Source organism: Flavobacterium lacus (assembly GCF_003268815.1).
Lineage (GTDB): Bacteria > Bacteroidota > Bacteroidia > Flavobacteriales > Flavobacteriaceae > Flavobacterium > Flavobacterium lacus.
This window is the reverse complement of sequence record NZ_QLSV01000003.1, coordinates 77,447-95,602: the sequence shown is the minus strand read 5'-3', so window position 1 is coordinate 95,602 and position 18,156 is coordinate 77,447. Positions and strand designations below refer to the sequence as shown.

General features: G+C 34.5%; 12 protein-coding genes. 4 read left to right on the top strand and 8 right to left on the bottom strand.

Features of this window, described 5'->3' with window-relative positions; genetic code table 11:
• Position 1: 1 nt before the first annotated feature.
• Both B0I10_RS03515 and B0I10_RS03510 read right to left on the bottom strand, forming a co-directional pair.
• A complete protein-coding gene (locus tag B0I10_RS03515) occupies positions 2–1,972 on the bottom strand; it encodes a PorP/SprF family type IX secretion system membrane protein (RefSeq protein WP_181456879.1) in 1,971 nt (656 codons plus the stop codon).
• Between the two features lie 11 nt (positions 1,973–1,983).
• Positions 1,984–4,947 (bottom strand): T9SS type B sorting domain-containing protein, encoded by a 2,964-nt coding sequence (locus B0I10_RS03510; protein WP_112085112.1) that lies wholly within the window; start codon positions 4,945–4,947, stop codon positions 1,984–1,986.
• Positions 4,948–5,316: 369 nt separating this feature from the next.
• On the opposite strand from B0I10_RS03510, the gene B0I10_RS03505 reads away from it, so the two are divergent.
• On the top strand, positions 5,317–7,002 hold the full coding sequence (locus B0I10_RS03505; RefSeq protein ID WP_112085322.1) for a glutamine--tRNA ligase/YqeY domain fusion protein: 1,686 nt from the start codon (positions 5,317–5,319) through the stop codon (positions 7,000–7,002).
• A 373-nt stretch (positions 7,003–7,375) separates the two neighbouring features.
• Here the strand turns inward: B0I10_RS03505 and B0I10_RS03500 are convergent, their stop codons facing one another.
• On the bottom strand, positions 7,376–8,344 hold the full coding sequence (locus B0I10_RS03500) for an SPFH domain-containing protein (protein WP_112085111.1): 969 nt from the start codon (positions 8,342–8,344) through the stop codon (positions 7,376–7,378).
• A gap of 73 nt (positions 8,345–8,417) precedes the next feature.
• On the opposite strand from B0I10_RS03500, the gene B0I10_RS03495 reads away from it, so the two are divergent.
• Complete coding sequence (locus tag B0I10_RS03495) at positions 8,418–9,074, top strand: porin family protein (RefSeq protein ID WP_112085110.1); 657 nt, start codon at positions 8,418–8,420, stop codon at positions 9,072–9,074.
• Between the two features lie 46 nt (positions 9,075–9,120).
• Here the strand turns inward: B0I10_RS03495 and B0I10_RS03490 are convergent, their stop codons facing one another.
• From B0I10_RS03490 to B0I10_RS03470, 5 genes are all read right to left on the bottom strand, one after another.
• Complete coding sequence (locus B0I10_RS03490) at positions 9,121–10,185, bottom strand: CNNM domain-containing protein (RefSeq protein WP_112085109.1); 1,065 nt, start codon at positions 10,183–10,185, stop codon at positions 9,121–9,123.
• Positions 10,186–10,275: 90 nt separating this feature from the next.
• Positions 10,276–11,130 (bottom strand): HAEPLYID family protein, encoded by an 855-nt coding sequence (locus tag B0I10_RS03485; RefSeq protein WP_245942946.1) that lies wholly within the window; start codon positions 11,128–11,130, stop codon positions 10,276–10,278.
• Positions 11,131–11,208: 78 nt separating this feature from the next.
• Positions 11,209–11,598 carry a hypothetical protein gene (locus tag B0I10_RS03480; RefSeq protein WP_112085107.1) on the bottom strand — a complete coding sequence of 130 codons (390 nt, stop codon included), beginning with the start codon at positions 11,596–11,598 and terminating at the stop codon, positions 11,209–11,211.
• A gap of 28 nt (positions 11,599–11,626) precedes the next feature.
• Positions 11,627–13,132, bottom strand: coding sequence for a glutamate--tRNA ligase (gene gltX, locus B0I10_RS03475; RefSeq protein ID WP_112085106.1), 1,506 nt, complete (start codon positions 13,130–13,132; stop codon positions 11,627–11,629).
• Positions 13,133–13,202: 70 nt separating this feature from the next.
• Positions 13,203–14,231: an alkane 1-monooxygenase gene (locus B0I10_RS03470; RefSeq protein ID WP_245942945.1), complete on the bottom strand. Its 1,029-nt coding sequence runs from the start codon at positions 14,229–14,231 to the stop codon at positions 13,203–13,205.
• A 107-nt stretch (positions 14,232–14,338) separates the two neighbouring features.
• Here B0I10_RS03470 and B0I10_RS03465 point away from each other — a divergent pair, with 107 nt between their 5' ends.
• On the top strand, positions 14,339–17,731 hold the full coding sequence (locus B0I10_RS03465) for a coiled-coil domain-containing protein (protein WP_112085105.1): 3,393 nt from the start codon (positions 14,339–14,341) through the stop codon (positions 17,729–17,731).
• Positions 17,724–18,143 carry an rRNA maturation RNase YbeY gene (gene ybeY, locus B0I10_RS03460; protein WP_112085104.1) on the top strand — a complete coding sequence of 140 codons (420 nt, stop codon included), beginning with the start codon at positions 17,724–17,726 and terminating at the stop codon, positions 18,141–18,143. The genes B0I10_RS03465 and ybeY overlap by 8 nt, the downstream gene beginning before the upstream one ends.
• Positions 18,144–18,156: the final 13 nt, after the last annotated feature.

Sequence of the window (18,156 nt, the reverse complement as noted above, 5' to 3'; positions counted from 1 at the left end):
TTTATTTTATGTTAATGTTCATAATCCAAATTTCATCAAAATAGGTGTTTTCCACATTCGTGTAATAGGAGATTAGGGCTTCACTCCAATCAGAATGTTTTTTTAAATAAACATACCTGAAATTGTTTTTTGGGTTAATAAAATAATTGGCTTTAATTCCGCGCTTTTTTAGTTTTTTGATAAAATCATCCGCAAAAGCAGGGTCAGAAAATACATTGGAAATAATGTAAAATCCGGGTTCTTGATTGTCTACTTGCAAAAAGTTTCCCTTTTTGGCAGTGGCTCTTTTTTTGTCGGTCAGTCTGGAATAATACGCTTTGATTTCTTCATCGGTTAAGGAAAATTTTGAGTTGGTATTTGTTTTTGGTTCTTCTTTTTTGAGTTTGGAAATTTTAGATTCCAAATCAGTATTTTTTGAATTATTTTTAGTTGATGGTAATTCATTTTCTTCTTTTTTAGTTGATGATTTCATCGCTGATAACTTGCTGTTCAAATCATTTTTGTCTTCTTTAACTACAGGGGTTTCAGCATTTTTTACAGTTGTTTTTGTTGTGGTTTCAACCGTTTTTTCTTCGGTAACCACTGTTGTTTTCGGATCGCAATTGCAATCTTTTTCGGCAATGGTTACTTCTAATCGTTCGATGTATTGCATCATATTTTCAATACGTTTTTCAAAATCGGCTTTCTTCATATTTTCAAGCGAATCTTGTTTGACAATGATTTCCAATAGTTTTAAATTATTTTCATCCAACGTCATTTTTAATTTTTCAATTTCAATGTCTTTGTTATAGGATTTCGTTTCTTCGTTTGCCACTTCTTCATATTCTTCTTCCGCTTCAACATCAGCAATGGTTTTTGATGGTTTTTTCTTTTTCAAAATCGATTTTTTCTTCTTTGGAGCCGGCTCAATGATGATAGGTTCTTCGGCCATATCTTCATATTCTTCTTCGGCAAAATCATCTTCGTATTCTTCTTCAAACTCTTCTGTTTTTTTCAACACTTTTGGCTTTCTAACAACTGCTGTAGGCTTTTTTTTTGATGATTTTATGTTGTATGTTTCTTCGTTCTCTTTTCCTGCAAATCGATACGAAAGTGTGATTTCGTGGGTTGGACCAAAATTTACTAAACCATCGTTTATCACTCTTTCATACGTGTAACCTAAGGACAATTTTTTGGTAAAATGAGCTCCAACGCCAATATTCACTCCAAAAAAATCATCAACTCCGGCTTGCACCCAACCTAAATTTGGAAAGTTGGTAATCACTGAACCACCATACACAAAATCATCCGTCTGATTCATTTTTCCTCGAGCAATTAATCTGAAAAAACCATTTTCAAACAACCCTTCCTGATTTTGCATTTGATGATGATACATTATATGACCGGTGTATGTTTTTTGCGAATAGTCTTGAACCATTTCGCTGGATTTAAAATCATAATCCACAAAATTTTCGGCGTAAACTCCAAAATCAAAACTTCCCCAAGTTAAATTTAAACCGGGTTTTAGCGTTAGAATTGAATTGTTTCGCAACGCCATAATGGCCGGATCAGGTTCGTTAGTTACTGCTCTGTTTCGGTCCACGCCACTGTTGTAATACGCAATGTTGAAACCTAATGTTAACTTTATTTTTTCACGAATCGGAATTTGATACGCATAATTTCCAACGCCACCAAAACTGGTAATTATTCCTAAATTTTGTTGATAAATTCCAATCCCCACTCCTGCTCTTTCCCCATATTTTCCTGAATACGAAAGCATGTAAAGTTCTGGTGAATCATCAAATTGAATCCATTGATTTCTATGGTAAAGTGTGAGGTAAGAATCGTTTTCACGCACCGCAGAAAATGTTGGATTCATCAAAAACCGATTCAATAACAAGGTGTTTTGGGTGGGTATCGTAAACGTCAATACGGGAGCATCTTGTGCTTGCAAATTAGCAAACACAAATCCTGTAATTAGTATTACGTACATTTTTATCATCTTTAGTCGATTACGGTGATGGATCCTTTTTTGATAATTTCGTCGTTTTCAGAAATTGTATAATAAAAAACAGGCTCTGTTTTGGCATATTCTAAAGCGGTATTTGGCCAATTATTTTGATAATTTCGAGCTCTAAAAACCACTTTCCCTTTTGGTGAATAGATGATAACCTCAACAGCTTCTTTGTTCACATATTCATTCGGAATAGACCAATAATCGTTTATTCCGTCGTTGTTCATCGTAATTACGTTTGGCACAACAAAACTTGTGTTTTCAACCAAAGTAACGGTGAATGTTTTGGTAAATTCACATTCGCCAATGCTACCGATGATCGTGTAGGTTCCAGCTTGAGAAACAGAATAAGAATTTCCTGTTCCAATGATTTCACCGTTCAAATACCACGTATAATTATCCACGCCGCTGGCAAACACTTCGGTTGAACCGCCTTGAATAACCGTAATCGCATCGGCTATGTTTAAAGTAATTCCTTCTGTTGTGATGACTTCAACTGCAATTGTGTTCGAGGAATATGAACATCCATCAAAATCAATTGTCATAAAATAATTTCCGGGCTCATTTACTGTGATTGAATTTCCCGTTCCTATTTCTGCATTATTTTCAATGGAAAACCATGTTAAAATGTAGTTAGGATTTGTAGCATTGGATGATAAAGTTACGCTTCCACCCGATTCGCACAAAACACCTTCGGATGACAATACAAAATCATCTGAGATGCCTAACTTAATGGTTACAGCATTTGAAATTACACCATTAAAATTCGGAATAGTAATGCGTAATTCATACAAACCATTTTCTAAATAAGAAGCAACGTTGTATGTTGTGTTGGATGAAGAAAGCACCAATGTTCCATCTTTAAACCATTCATACACATAACCAAAGGAATTATTTAATATCGATAATGTTTCAGAGGAAGTTACCGCATTAAAACTCGTGATTGACAAAGTTGCTTGCTCACTTTCGCACGGCAAATAACCCGCATTTGCTGCAATAGTAATATTGAAAGAATCCGGATAAATTAATTCGGTAACTGCTTCTTGCGTTGCATTACAACCTGTAGTTTGTGTAACAATTACTTTGTAAACGCCATTTTGTGTTACATTAATTGATGCACTAGTTTGACCTGAAATGATGGTGTTATTTCTAAACCATTCAAAAGATGGATTAACAGCATTTGTTGTGGCGGTTAAGGTTTTAGTTTCACCGGGAATTATGATGCTGGTTAAAGGTAAATTCAAACTGGCCGTGATGCTATTTTGTTCTAAATTAATTGTATTTGAGGTAACAGAGCAACTTCCGTAGGAAATTACCAAATGATAATTTCCGGCTTGATTGGTTGTATAGCTTGGTTGAACTGCTCCAGTGATTAACAAATTATTTCGGTACCATTTGTAGGTGAAAACAGAACTCGTAACAGAACTGTTTAATTGAACGGTATTCGTGCCACACAAACTTCCTATCGCCGATATAACCGGTGTTTGAATTTGAATCGCAATTGAAATTGCATTCGATTCAATTGGAGCAAAAGTTGAAACCGTTACCCGAAGTTTATACGAACCATTTTGAGTTGCATTATTGATGGTATATGAAGTTCCGGTAGCACCTGCAATTGGCGAATTATTCAATAACCATTGATACGAAAAATTTGAATTTGGAAGAGAAACCGTACTATTTCCTGAAGAAGTTTGTGCAACAATCGAACTTAACGATAACGTTGAAGTCGTTGCATTACACGCCTGATAATCACCAGAATTCTGAATAGCTACTGTAAATCCAATTGGATATTGAACCACTACAGTTAGTTGCTCAGAAAATGTGCAACCTTGCGTTTCGGTAATGGTTAATTGATACGTGCCGGGTTGAGTAACCGTATAATTTGCTGTGGTTGCAGATGGAATAATCACATTGTCTTTTCGCCATTGATATGTTGGCGATACTGCATTGGTAATCGAATTTACTTGAAGTTGTTCACCCGGAATAATCACTTCAATTGTATTCACATTCCAATCGGCTTCCAATTCAATCAGTTCTAAAAAGAGCGTATTTGATTCAAAAACACAACCACCAAACGTGATTCTTAATTTGTAAATTCCTTCTTGTAAAGCATTATATGTTGGAGCGGTTGCTCCTGAAATAGCCACATTATCTTTAAACCATTGGTAAACGTAATTTGTATTTTGGTGGGAGGAGGTTAAAAGTCTTGGCACTCCATCACAAATAAAGTCCACATTTCCGGCTGATGAAATGGATAGATTTATTCCGGCAGTTACATTTACTGAAACGATGTTTGAATAGGAATTCATCACACAACTGCCGTAATCGACAATGGCATAATAATTTCCGGATTGTGTTACGTTTAATGATGGTCCGGTTGCTCCGGAAACTTCAGCAAAATTGCGGTACCATTTATATATTAAACCGGAATAGAATAGAGGAGAGGCTGGCGTTCCAGAATTATCTACTTGTAATGTAGTATTTCCGCCTTCGCAAAAAGAAACCGTTCCAGAATTATTATTGATGGAAAACGGTTGGTTATGAACAGCATAAAAAGCAGAAAAAGCAACACTGATCGGACTTGTAACTGCCGGAGCGGTGCTCCTAACACGAATTCTATACGCTTCACCAGCTACCGTTGTTGGCATTGCAAACGAAACATTAACTGGTGATGTTGTGCTAGTAGAAGTGGTTAAAGTAGTTGGCGAACTAAAATTTCCAAACGGATCAGAAAGTTCCACAATAAATTGATTTCCGGCCTGAACATTGGAAACAGGAAAAAAAGTAAAACTAAGGTTGTATGAATTAAATCCTTGCGAAGCACAAGCCTGAGTGAATCCTAAAGAAGGTGTGCCAATTACAATCGTTTGAGCATACCCGCTGCCAATGCTACTCAGAAGCATCAAAAGCAAAGAAGAAAAAAATAATTTTCTTGAGGTAATTTTCCAAACCATAAAACACTCTTTATGTTGGACCGCTTTTACCCCAAAAGCAATCGATTGTTATTTTGTAATTTAAATAGGCACTACACTACATTTAATTACGAAAAAAAATGATAAATGGATTTCTTTTTTCTGCTTGTTCTTGATATTTGTTTCACTAAAAGTATATATTTATTTAGAGGAGAGAGTAACTTTAACATTAAAATCGATGAATGACATACAGGTTTGCGGAAAACCGTAATAGCTTGTATTGAAAACCGTAAACCCGAATGTAGTTGGTCGATTATTTAGAAAGAGACTAACATTTTGGCTTAATTTTTTTAATAAATCATTTTTAATGAAAAGGCATTTTTTTCCGTATTTTTGTCCCTCATTTTAATGATTATGTCAGAAGAAAAGTCGCTCAATTTTATAGAACAAATTATCGAAGAAGATTTAAAGAACGGTTTTGCCAAGGATAAACTTCGTTTTCGTTTTCCGCCGGAACCAAACGGATATCTTCACGTGGGTCACGCGAGTTCTATTTGTTTAAATTTCGGATTAGGAATTGATTACCAATCGCCGGTAAATTTGCGTTTTGATGATACCAACCCCGCCAAAGAAGAACAAGAATTTGTTGATGCCATCAAACGTGATGTGCAATGGCTTGGTTATCAATGGGCTGAAGAACGCTATGCATCTGATTATTTTCAAGAGTTGTATGATTGGGCGGTTGAATTTATCAAAAAAGATAAAGCCTACATAGATAGCCAATCATCGGAAGAAATGGCTAAGCAAAAAGGAACGCCAACGCAAGTTGGAACTAATAGCCCATATAGAAATCGTTCGGTAGAAGAGAATTTAGATCTTTTTGAACGTATGAAAAACGGCGAATTTCCGGAAGGAACACACGTTTTGCGGGCTAAAATTGATATGGCTTCTACCAATATGTTAATGCGTGATCCGTTGATGTATCGAATTTTACACAAGCATCACCACAGAACAGGCGACAATTGGTGCATTTATCCAATGTACGACTGGGCTCACGGCGAAAGTGATTATATCGAAGGAATTTCGCATTCACTTTGTACGCTGGAATTTTTACCACACAGAGAATTATACGATTGGTTTTTAGACCAAATTTATGATAGCACTAAAGTTCGTCCGAAACAACGTGAGTTTGCAAGAAGAAACCTTTCGCACACCGTTGTTAGTAAACGAAAATTGTTGCAATTGGTTCAAGAAAAGCATGTAACTTCTTGGGATGATCCGCGAATGAGTACAATTTCCGGTATGAGAAGACGTGGTTATACGCCAACTTCCATCCGAAACTTTGCTAATACGATTGGAATCGCTAAACGAACTAATTTAATTGATGTTTCATTATTGGAATTCTGCGTTCGCGAAGATTTGAATAAAACAGCACCAAGAGTTATGGCGGTTTTAAATCCTGTAAAGCTAGTAATCACCAATTATCCTGATGGTCAAGAAGAGTGGTTGGATGCCGAAAATAATCCCGAAGAAGAAATTTTGACGTACAGAAAAGTGCCTTTCTCAAAAGAATTATACATCGAAAGAGAAGATTTTCAAGAAGAGGCCAATAAGAAATTTTTCCGATTAACGTTAGGTACCGAAGTGCGTTTGAAAAATGCCTATATCATCAAAGGTGAAAATGTTATTAAAGATGTTGATGGAAATATCACCGAAATTCACGCTACGTATGATGTGGACTCTAAGTCAGGTAGCGGCACAGAAGCCAGTCAACGTAAGGTAAAAGGAACCATTCATTGGGTTTCTGTTCCGCACGCCGTTCAAGCAGAGGTTCGCATTTATGACCGATTATTTACGCACGAAAATCCGGATGGTGATAAAGAGGTCGATTTTAAAGAATATATCAATCCGAATTCATTAGAAGTAATTACAGGATATGTTGAACCGAATTTACAAACTGCTCAACCGGAAGATAAATTTCAATTTCAACGATTAGGCTATTTTTGTGTGGATAAAGATTCTTCTGCAGAAAAATTGGTTTTTAATAAAACAGTTGGCTTGAGAGATACTTGGGCAAAAGTAGAAGCGAAAGAGTAAATCACGACAATAATCGAAAACTATAAAAGCCACAAATTGCTGTGGCTTTTTCTATTATTTGTAATTTCTATTAATTTGTAATTTCTATCAGCAAAATCAATTAAAAATGACTTTTTTAGAGCTGTTTTCAGACTAAAAAAATAAAAGGCAATGTGATTTTATAGCACCTTCAATTAAAATTAAACTGAACGCTTCTAATTCGTTTTTGATGAAATTTCAACCATTTTTCCAAACATAAAATCCTAAAACTAAAATTTCTGTATTTTCTGAGTTTTCTGTGAGAAATAAATTTTGATTTTCTAGATTTCCCAAATTTTAAAAATCCGGGTTCCATTAAAACCAAAAAAAAAGAGACCCGAAGGTCTCTCTCATTTTATTCTTCATCTTCTTCGATTGAACCGAATTCATCTTTTTTATTTGGTTTGTTTAACCGTTTTGTGCTGTTTGCTCTTTTCATTGATTCCCCTACTTGGTTACTTGCAGTAAAACTCGCAACCATATTATTCAACATATCACTTCCTGCTTGTGGAGAATTAGGTAACAAAATTAAGTTCGAATTTGCATCAGCTCCAATGGCTTGCAAGGTATCATAATGTTGTGTAACTACAATTAGTGCAGAAGCTTCTTGTGAATTGATTCCTACTTTGTTCAATACATCCACACTTTCTACCAAACCTCTGGCAATTTCTCTTCGTTGATCGGCAATACCTTGACCTTGTAAACGTTTGCTTTCCGCTTCTGCTTTCGCTTTCGCTACAATTCTGATTCTTCCTGCTTCTGCTTCATATTCTGCAGCAGTTTTTTCACGGTCGGCTGCATTAATTCTATTCATCGCATTTTTTACTTGAATATCCGGATCAATATCGGTAATTAATGTGTTGATGATGTCGTATCCATACGTGGTCATTGCTTCGTTTAACTCTCGTTTTACAGCAACGGCAATATCATCTTTACGTTCAAAAACATCATCTAATTTTAATTTTGGAACTTCTGCACGCACAACGTCAAATACATACGAGGTAATCTGATCGTGCGGGTATTCTAATTTATAAAAAGCTTCATATACTTTCTCCTGAATAACTTTAAACTGTACGGAAACTTTCATTTTCACGAACACGTTGTCTTTCGTTTTGGTTTCAATGATAACATCCAATTGTTGAATTCGCAAGTTTAATCGTCCGGCAACTCTATCTATCACTGGGATTTTAAGTTGTAAACCGGATTGTCTGGTGCTACTGAATTTTCCAAAACGTTCAATCACCGCAGCCGATTGTTGTTTGACGGTGAAAAAGGAAGCTAACAGTAACAAGACTGCAATAGCAATAAAAATGTAAGTAAACATAGAAAAATAGTTTTAGGTTATATGTAATGATACGAAATTTCTCGTACGTTTGTTACAACTTTACACACATTTCATGAAAAGATATTTTTTAGCATTGGTTTTGCTTGCTTGTACAAACACAATTTCGGCTCAATATGGCAAAGGTGATTATAACCATATTGGGATAAGTTTAGGAATAAATCAAACCAATTTATATACTGACAATTTTAATATTACACCCGCAATGAATTGGACCGCAGGTTTATCTATGCGGGGAAATTATTACAACAATTTTTCGATGATTTACGGAATGAATTTCTCCGAAAATAAATTTGCTATTGAAACATTTTCAGGCATTTCTCAAAAAGAAGTGGATTTAAAAATGATGGCTGTTCAAATTCATTTATTGTTGTGTTACAAAATTGATGGTGGTCCGGTTTCATTAGATTTTGGTCCGGTTTTGCAAGTTAATAGTAAATTAAAATTCAACGATTCTGATGAAAATAATTTTATCGTAGGTAACGAATTGCTTCGTGTGCAAGACATTGAAGACATCAATCCAATTAATTTTAATGTTTACGCCGGAATTTCCGGTGGTTTTGAAAATATTCGCTTGAGTTTGAGTTATCAATATGGTGTGACTAATATTTTAAATAATCTGAATAAGCAAGAAGAAGTTGCTCTTAAAGTAGATGGTAAATTAAAAGGAAATTTGGGTGTTTTTGCCGGTAATATTATCTTTTATTTTTAACAGAAAAAGGGTTTCTCTAACGTGAGAAACCCTTTTTTGTATGAGTTTAATCTTCATCTCTCGAAATATTTTTTAATATCTCATATTTCTTTTGCTTTGTTTTCCAACGCTCCATAGCATATTGTTGCATGTCTTCCACTTTGTCTTTTTCATCTACGATTTCAAAGCCTAAAAGCGTTTCGATAATGTCTTCGAGTGTTGCGATTCCGTCCATTCCACCATATTCATCTGAAATTAATGAGATTTGCTCTTTGTTATGAAGTAATTCTTCCCAAGCATCAAATAAGGTAGTTATTTTAGGAAAAGTTACAATATCTCTTCGGATGTCTTTTAGTTTTAAATCAAATTGATCTTCGGCCAATTTTTCAAATACTAATTCTCTAAAAATATATCCAGTAATGTTATCGCGGTTTCCTTCATAAATTGGAATTCGTGAAAAATGAAGAAAATCTTTGTTATTCAAAAACTCTTGTAGTGTCATTTCTTCATTCGCAACCACAACGACAATTCTTGGCGTCATAATTTCAGAAATTTTTATCCCTTTTAGTTTAATTAGGTTCTGAATAATTTTATTTTCTTTCTCTCCAAAAATACCTTCTTCTGTACCAATACTTGCTAAAGCAGAAATTTCCTCTCTACTGGTTGTTAATTCTTTTTCACTTCTCGAAAGCATTTTGGTTAAAACAGCAGAAATAACGACCAAGGGATAAGTAATAAAAATCATTATATTGATAGATTTTGCTGCAATTCCCATTAATTCTCTACTGTAGTTTGCTCCTAACGTCTTTGGAATTATTTCCGTCAAAACTAAAATCAAAATGGTAAGAATTGCCGAAACAATTCCAAAATAAGCTTCACCAAAAACAATAGTGGCTTGTGCTCCAACTCCTGCCGCTCCAACTGTATGAGCAACTGTGTTGAGCGATAAAATAGCCGATAACGGTTTGTCTATATCTTCTTTCAGCTTTATAAAAGTTATCGCATCACTATCACCTTGTTCTACCTTTGCTTTGAGAAAAGAGAGTGGTGTGGAGAGTAAAACAGCTTCCAATATTGAACAAATGAAAGAGGTAAATAAGGCGATAAACAAATAAACAAATAAAAGTGTCATGTTTGGTATTTAAAAAACAATTGAAATCAAGGCTCAAAGGTATAGAAAATTTAATGATCAATTCTAAAATTCAGCACGACAACCATTTAATTAATGTCCGGGCTCATAAATCAATCTCAAAAATGTGCTAAATCGTTCATTTTCGCGACTAATCGGAATTCCTGTTACAATGCCTATCAATAAGTTATCGGCAATTCCAACTCGCATTTGTGGACGAATGGTCATATCAAAATCAGTTTTGGTGACTTCCTTATTGAATTCAATACCAATAAAATTTCTAGTACCCGGGATCATATAATGTAGGTTGCTGTTAATTTGCCAGTTGGTATCCGTTGAGTTGTCTTCAAAATGATGAATAAATAAAGGCCCGGTATAGAGTAGGGTATGAAAATTATTTCCCCAACGTTTGGCTGCGACAAAAAACGGATTGTAAACATTGCCGACAAACAATTTTCCGTTTTGGTAATTATTAAATTCATTCATTTCAAACTCTTGAATATAGCCAAGAGCTAACGAAGTTTTTTGTTTTTCGGATACGTAAAAGGAATATTGAGCGGCTAATTTTATGCTGTTTAGCTTGCTTCCGGGAGCCATTCCGTTTTTGTTGGATGGATAGATGGTGAAGGGCAATTCGACTTCTAAACCTAATCGGTCGATTGGAGCCCATTCATATTCTACCAATGCTAAATATTCATCATAGTCATTATTGTCGGTAATTCCGAAACCAAGATTCCATTCTTTTTCGCCTTTTCTGGCTCCTAAGTCACGAATTAAATCGATATACAAAGGCTCGGCGTGAAGCACTTTAGGTTTTTCTGTTTTAGTTAAAACCTCCTTGATATACAAACTGTCTTTTGTTGTATTTTCGGTTTGTGAAAAGGAAATTTGACTTAAAAAAAGCATTGAAAAGAAGCACAGAATTTGCTTCAAATTAAATGTGTACATAATTGTTTAATTTTAAAAATTTATACGAATGATTTTACCTGTTTCTAAGTAGAAAACAAGTTTGTCGAATAAAATAAATTAAACTTCCGGCGGAGGAGAATGAATTTCTAGTGAAGGTTTTAGGCAGCTATTTTTAGAATAGTAAAAACTCTTTTTAATGGGATTAAAAACAATTAGTTTGGTATTTATTTCATAAAAGGGTAACACAAATTTGTCCATTGAAAACCCCTTTTTCATAGTCGGATTATGTTCACTGTCGTTTGCGTTATTTTCCGGAATTGCCTCTTCAAAACCTAAAACTTTTTCAAAAACTAATTCGATAATACTTTCTTGTTCGTTGTAATTTTTGTTTTTTTGCTCTTTTTCATCAAATAAAGAAGTGACATCTACACTGATATTAAGCAGGTAGAACGCCATAAATCCCCAAACAAAAGTTGTTATTTTAGAATGCCGAAGTACATTTAACATGTTGCAAAAGTAAAACCTTTTAACAAAATTAAATTTTTTCTATTGCTTTTAGTATTCTTTTAACTGTTTCTTCTTTACCAATCAGTTCAATAATATCAAACAGGTGTGGGCCTTTTAGAGCTCCAACCAAACTTAATCGAAGTGGCTGCATTACTTTTCCCATACCAATTTCGTTGGTGGTCATCCAATCTTTCAAAATCGTTTCGATGTTTAAAGAAGTAAAATCGTCAATCGATTCTAAAACGGCAATCACTTGTTTCATCAAAGCCGGCGTTTCTTCTTTCCAGTTTTTGGATGCTTTTTCATCATATGAAGTAGGAGCTTCGAAGAAGTAATCGGATAGTTCCCAAAAATTAGACACAAAATTCGCTCGTTCTTTTATGGAAGAAACGATTTTAATTAGTTTATCATTTTCAATAGAAATTCCTTTTTCTGTTAAAACAGAAGAAAAGATTTCTGTTAATTCTACATCACTTTTCTTTTGTAAATACTGATGATTAAACCATTTGTTTTTATCCGGATCAAATTTAGCACCAGCTTTGTGAACACGATTTAAATCGAATTTTTCTACTAATTCGTTTAATGAAAATAATTCTTGGTCGGTTCCGTCATTCCAACCCAATAAGGCTAAAAAGTTGATTACTGTTTCCGGAAAATAACCTGTTTCTCGATAACCGGATGAAATTCCCTCTTCTGTTTTCCATTCCAACGGAAAAACCGGAAATCCCATTTTATCACCATCTCGTTTGGATAATTTTCCGTTTCCTATGGGTTTTAGTATCAACGGTAAATGTGCAAATTCAGGTGCTTCCCAACCAAAAGCTTTGTACAACAAATGGTGAAGTGGGAGTGAAGGCAACCATTCTTCACCACGAATTACGTGTGAGGTTTCCATCAAATGATCATCTACAATGTTGGCCAAATGATAGGTTGGCATTCCATCACTTTTAAATAAAACTTTGTCATCCAATAAGTTAGTGTCAAATTTTATATCGCCACGAATGATGTCTTTCAATTCTAAAACTTCATTCACAGGTGTTTTGAAGCGAATCACAAAATCTTCGCCGGCAGCAATTCTTTTGTTCGTTTCTTCAATTGACAACACCAACGAAGTATCTAATTTTTCACGGTTATGCCAATTATAAATAAATGTTTTTCCTTGTTCTTCGTGTTGTTTTCTATGCATATCCAAAGCTTCCGGAGTATCAAACGCATAATACGCCCAACCTGAATGGATCAATTGATCGGCATATTGTTTATATAAATGTTTACGTTCACTCTGACGATATGGACCAAATTTTTCGTTTTTTCCAACCGTTTCAGAAGGTGAAATTCCCAACCATTCCAACGCTTCAAAAATGTATTGTTCCGCTCCGGGAACAAAGCGATTTTGGTCAGTATCTTCAATACGCAGATAAAAAACGCCGTTATTTTTTTTCGCAAATAAATAATTGAACAAAGCGGTTCTCACTCCACCAATATGCAATGGTCCGGTTGGACTGGGTGCAAAACGAACGCGAACAGGTCTTGACATTTGTGTAAAAATTTTGGCAAAGATAAGATTTAGTTTGCTTTTTTATGTTGAATAAAAGTGAGTAAATTATTTATTTCATTTCTTCCGGAATTCTTTTGTTCATGATTGAATACCAAAGTGGAGGAATAAAAGACAAAACCATTGAAGTGGGATAGCCGAAAGGCAATTGTGGACTTTCCTCATGACATTCTAAAATTTGATATTCTTTCGTTGATTTGTAATGATGGTCACTATGCCTTGTTAGTTCATATAAAATGATTCTTCCTAAAATATGATTGGAATTCCAAGAATGTTTTTCAGAAACGCGTTCATATCGTCCGGAAGGCATTTTTTTTCTTTTCAAACCATAATGTTCAATATAATTGATGGTTTCCAACAAAAGAAAACCTACTATTCCGGCTGAAATCCCCACAAATAAGACTTTTAAACCAAAAAAAGCATATAAGCTTATCAAATAGGTGATTTGGATAATTGTAAACCAAAACATGTCATTTTTTGGAGAGAAAAAAGAAATGGTATCGATTTTATTGATTTTTTTCTTAATTTTCCAGGCTTTTAAATATGTTCCGCTAACGGATTGCCACCAAAAAGAATACAAGCTTTGATTGTATTTCGCCGTAGAAGGATCATCCGGAGTAGAAACATCCAAATGATGACCGTGATTGTGTTCAATAAAAAAGTGAGTATAGTGACTCGGAATAAGCAATAGTTTACCCAGAATTCGTTCATAACGTTTTTTTCGATGTCCCAATTCATGAGCAACATTTATTCCGTTTGAACCCAGAATAATTCCTAAACTGAGCACTATTCCTATTAGTTCATACAGTTGTAACGACTTTGTTTGAACGATTGTAAACGTAAAAAAGAGACTTACATATACAATTAGAACGTTTAGGTACAACAACCAATCAAAAAGCTTATTTTTAAGTCTTTTTTCTTTTTCTTCGTCTGAATAATTGGAATGATCGAGCGGTAGAATGTATTCAAGAATAGGAATTAAAATAAACACAAAAACCAATAAAAAATACGACCACAAACCTTGTTGAAATATACATAAAATTCCAACTACAGGAATGCTGTATGCCCATAAGTATTTCATGATTCAAATTGTTTCTCTAAAATTATAAAATTCTTTTAAAAACTTTTAACTTTTGACTAAAAAATAAAATTGTACTTTTATCGGTTACAAGTAAAAGCCATATTATTTTGGAAACAAAGTCACTGATTTATCAAAAGTTAGAATCATTTATAAAGAAATATTATACTAACGAACTGCTCAAAGGAGTCATTTTATTTGTTGGTTTTGGGTTGTTGTATTTCTTTTTTACGCTTTTTGTAGAATATTTTCTATGGTTAAAACCAGTAGGAAGAACGATATTATTTTGGTTATTTATCGCCGTTCAACTAGTTCTTTTGTCACGATTTATATTGTTTCCGCTTTTCAAGTTGGTTAAACTTCAAAAAGGAATTGATTACAAACAAGCATCTCAAATTATTGGAAGTCATTTCACTGAAGTGAATGACAAACTAACCAACTTTCTTCAATTAGCCGAAAATAATCAGCAATCAGAGTTGCTTTTGGCTTCCATCGAACAAAAAGGAAAAAGTTTGCAACCAATTCCGTTTAGTAACGCCATCAATTTTAAAAAGAATACCAAATATCTCCCGTGGGCGATTGTTCCGTTGTTGTTTTTGAGCTTCTTTATGTTATCCGGAAACAGCGACATTATCGCTGACAGTATGAATCGAGTAGTGCGATATAATGAAAAATTTTCCCCACCGGCTCCGTTTTCTTTTGTGGTTTTAAACGAAAAGTTACAAACAGAGCAAGGGTTGGATTACGTTCTTCAAGTAAAATCGGAAGGAAAAGTTGTCCCAGAAAATGCTATGATTTTTATTGGTGACGAAAGTTATTTTATGGAAACCACCAAACCCGGCGTTTTTGAATATCGTTTCACAAAACCTTCCAAAAATGTTGCATTTCATATTGAAGCGAATGCGGTTTCATCGGATGATTATGAACTTTCAGTCGTGGCAGTTCCTACCGTTTCTAATTTCGAAATGGTGCTGCAATTTCCATCTTATCTAAATCGAAAAGCCGAAATAATCAAAGGCTCAGGTAATGCGATTGTTCCCGAAGGAACGAAAGTGAGTTGGAAAATTAGTGCTATTGCCACATCAAAAATTGAATATGCTGATGGTTCGGGTTTTACCAATTTTATTCAGGAGAATAATGAATTTAAATTGTCTAAAAATGTTCTTCAAAATACCGAATATCAAATACTTACTTCAAATAATAAAGTAAAACACTACGAGAAATTAAACTATCAAATCGCAACTATCAAAGATCAATTCCCTACGATTACGGTCAATAATGCACCGGATAGTTTGCGAGTTCAAAAGAATATTTTAATTGGTCAAGTTTCGGATGACATTGGGCTTTCTAAATTACAAATCGTCTATTATCCGAAGAATAATGAAAAAGCTGCTTTAAAATCGTCTATTCCCGTGAAGAGGGATGTTTTTGATCAATTTATCTATACGTTTCCCGGAAATCTTCCCGTAGAAGAAGGTGTTTCGTACGAATATTATTTTGAAGTTTTTGATAATGATCCGATTCACAACTTTAAAAGTTCAAAATCTTCTGTTTTTTCCGATCGAATCAGTACTGAAGAAGAACGTGAAGACGAGCAACTCAAACAACAAAATGATAATATTAATAGCATTCAAAAGTCTTTAAAGAATCAGGATAAGCAGCTATCTGAGTTAGAAAAGTTGCAGAAAATGAGTAAAGAAAAAGAAAGCTTAGAATTTAAAGACAAACAAAAAATAAATGATTTCATCAAACGCCAAAAGCGACAAGAGGAGATGATGAAAGAATTTACAAAGGATTTGAAAGAGAATTTAAAAGAATTTAATAAAGAAGAAAAGGACGAATTCAAAGAACAACTTGAAAAACGTGCTGAAAATGCTGAAAAGCAATCCGAAGAAAATCAGAAATTACTAGATGAACTTCAAAAGCTTTCAGAGAAAATTCAGGATTTAGATATTGAAGAAAAGTTAGACAAAATCAAACAAAATTCTAAAAATCAGGCGAAAAATTTAGAACAGTTGGTTGAATTGACCAAGAAATATTATGTTGAAAAGAAGGCCGAACAACTAATCAAGAAATTAGACAAATTGGCCGACAAACAAGATAAATTATCAAAAGAAGAGAAAGAAAACACGGCTGAAAAGCAAGAGGAAATCAACAAAGAATTTGATAAAATTCAGGAAGAATTACGTCAGTTGGAAAAAGACAATAAAGAATTGAAGTCGCCGATCGATATTCCATCTGATGAGAAACAGGAAAAAAGTATCGAAGAAGATATGGAGAAAGCTTCTGATGAGCTAAATAAAGATAAGAAAGACAAAGCCAAACCAAAACAAAAAAGTGCGGCTCAAAAAATGAAGCAAATGAGCATGCAGATGCAACAAGCCATGGCTGGTGCAGAGATGGAACAAATGGAAGAAGACATCAAAATGATGCGGCAGATTTTAGATAACTTATTGGCTTTTTCTTTTTCGCAAGAAGATTTAATGAAGCAATTCAAAGGATTAAAAAAAGGTGCTCCTTCGTATAATAAATATTTAAAAACGCAACAAGATTTGAAACAGCAATTTAAACATGTTGATGACAGTTTGTTTGCAATGTCGCTAAGAAATGCAATGATTACAGAAAAAGTTACGGAAGAAATTGGGAATGTGCATTACAACGTTGACAAAGCACTTGAATCGTTGGCAGAAGCAATTATTTCCAAAGGAGTTTCGCACCAACAATATACGGTATCAGCGTCCAATCGTCTAGCTGATTTTCTTTCGGATGTCATGAATAATATGCAAATGTCGATGTCCGGAATGGGTGCGGGTGGCGGAAAACCAAAGCCGGGTCAAGGCGAAGGGCAGCTGCCCGATATTATTCAGAAACAAAAAGGTCTTGCTGAAAAGATGAAAGAAGGAATGGAGAAAGGGGAAAAGCCCGGCGACGGAGAAAAAGGCGAGAAACCTGGTGAAGGAAAAGAAGGTGAAAAAGGCGAAAAGCCCGGCGGTAAAGAAGGCGGAAAAGAAGGAGAAAAAGGTAAAGGTAATCAAAAAGGAAATAAACCCGGGGAAGGAAGCGGTGGCGGTCAAGGCAGTAATGATGGTGAAGAAAACGCTCGGGAATTAATGGAAATTTACCAAGAACAGCGTCGTTTGCGACAACAATTAGAAGATGAATTAAAGAAGCAAGGTTTAACGCCCGGCGGTCAAAAAGTGTTGGATCAAATGAAAGATGCCGAGAAGCAAATTTTGAATAAAGGTTTTAAAAACGAGGTGCTGCAGCGGATGTTGAATATCAATTATGAAATGCTGAAGTTGGAAAAAGCAGTTCAACAACAAGGTGAAGATACCAAGCGGCAATCGGAGACAAACAAGAAAGAATTCAATAATTCGGTTAAACCATTATCACCAGAATTACAACAATATTTAAATAGTGTTGAGATTTTAAATCGACAAAGCTTACCTTTGCGGCCAAATTATAACCAAAAGGTTCAGCAATACTTTAAGAACAATGATTAGTTTTAACTATCAAACCGATTTTGAATTAGAAGACGAAAAGTTGTTTTCCAATTGGATTTCTGCGGTAATTTTATCGGAAGACAAAGGAGAAGGTGAAATCAGTTATATCTTTTGTGATGATGAGTATTTGCTCAAAATCAATATGGAATATCTTAATCACGACACCTTAACCGATATTATTAGTTTTGACTACAGTGAAGGAAATTTTTTACACGGTGATATATTCATTTCTGTGGAAAGGGTTCAAGAAAACGCCATACACTATAATGTTTCTTGGTTAGAGGAGTTAAAACGAGTGATGGCTCATGGTGTTTTGCATTATTGCGGCTATAAAGATAAATCGGAAGCTGACGAAAAACTAATGCGTCAAAAAGAAGAAGAAAAAATGATGATGTTCCACGTGGAACAATAAATAAATGAATTTA

Bases quoted from the DNA above. Each gene is read 5' to 3' on its own strand.
- B0I10_RS03495 (WP_112085110.1), top strand. From the start codon at position 8,418: ATGAAAAGATATTTTTTAGCATTGGTTTTGCTTGCTTGTACAAACACA.
- B0I10_RS03500 (WP_112085111.1), bottom strand. From the start codon at position 8,344: ATGTTTACTTACATTTTTATTGCTATTGCAGTCTTGTTACTGTTAGCT.
- B0I10_RS03480 (WP_112085107.1), bottom strand. From the start codon at position 11,598: ATGTTAAATGTACTTCGGCATTCTAAAATAACAACTTTTGTTTGGGGA.
- B0I10_RS03470 (WP_245942945.1), bottom strand. From the start codon at position 14,231: ATGAAATACTTATGGGCATACAGCATTCCTGTAGTTGGAATTTTATGT.
- ybeY (WP_112085104.1), top strand. From the start codon at position 17,724: ATGATTAGTTTTAACTATCAAACCGATTTTGAATTAGAAGACGAAAAG.
- B0I10_RS03510 (WP_112085112.1), bottom strand. From the start codon at position 4,947: ATGGTTTGGAAAATTACCTCAAGAAAATTATTTTTTTCTTCTTTGCTT.
- B0I10_RS03515 (WP_181456879.1), bottom strand. From the start codon at position 1,972: ATGTACGTAATACTAATTACAGGATTTGTGTTTGCTAATTTGCAAGCA.
- B0I10_RS03490 (WP_112085109.1), bottom strand. From the start codon at position 10,185: ATGACACTTTTATTTGTTTATTTGTTTATCGCCTTATTTACCTCTTTC.
- gltX (WP_112085106.1), bottom strand. From the start codon at position 13,132: ATGTCAAGACCTGTTCGCGTTCGTTTTGCACCCAGTCCAACCGGACCA.
- B0I10_RS03485 (WP_245942946.1), bottom strand. From the start codon at position 11,130: ATGTACACATTTAATTTGAAGCAAATTCTGTGCTTCTTTTCAATGCTT.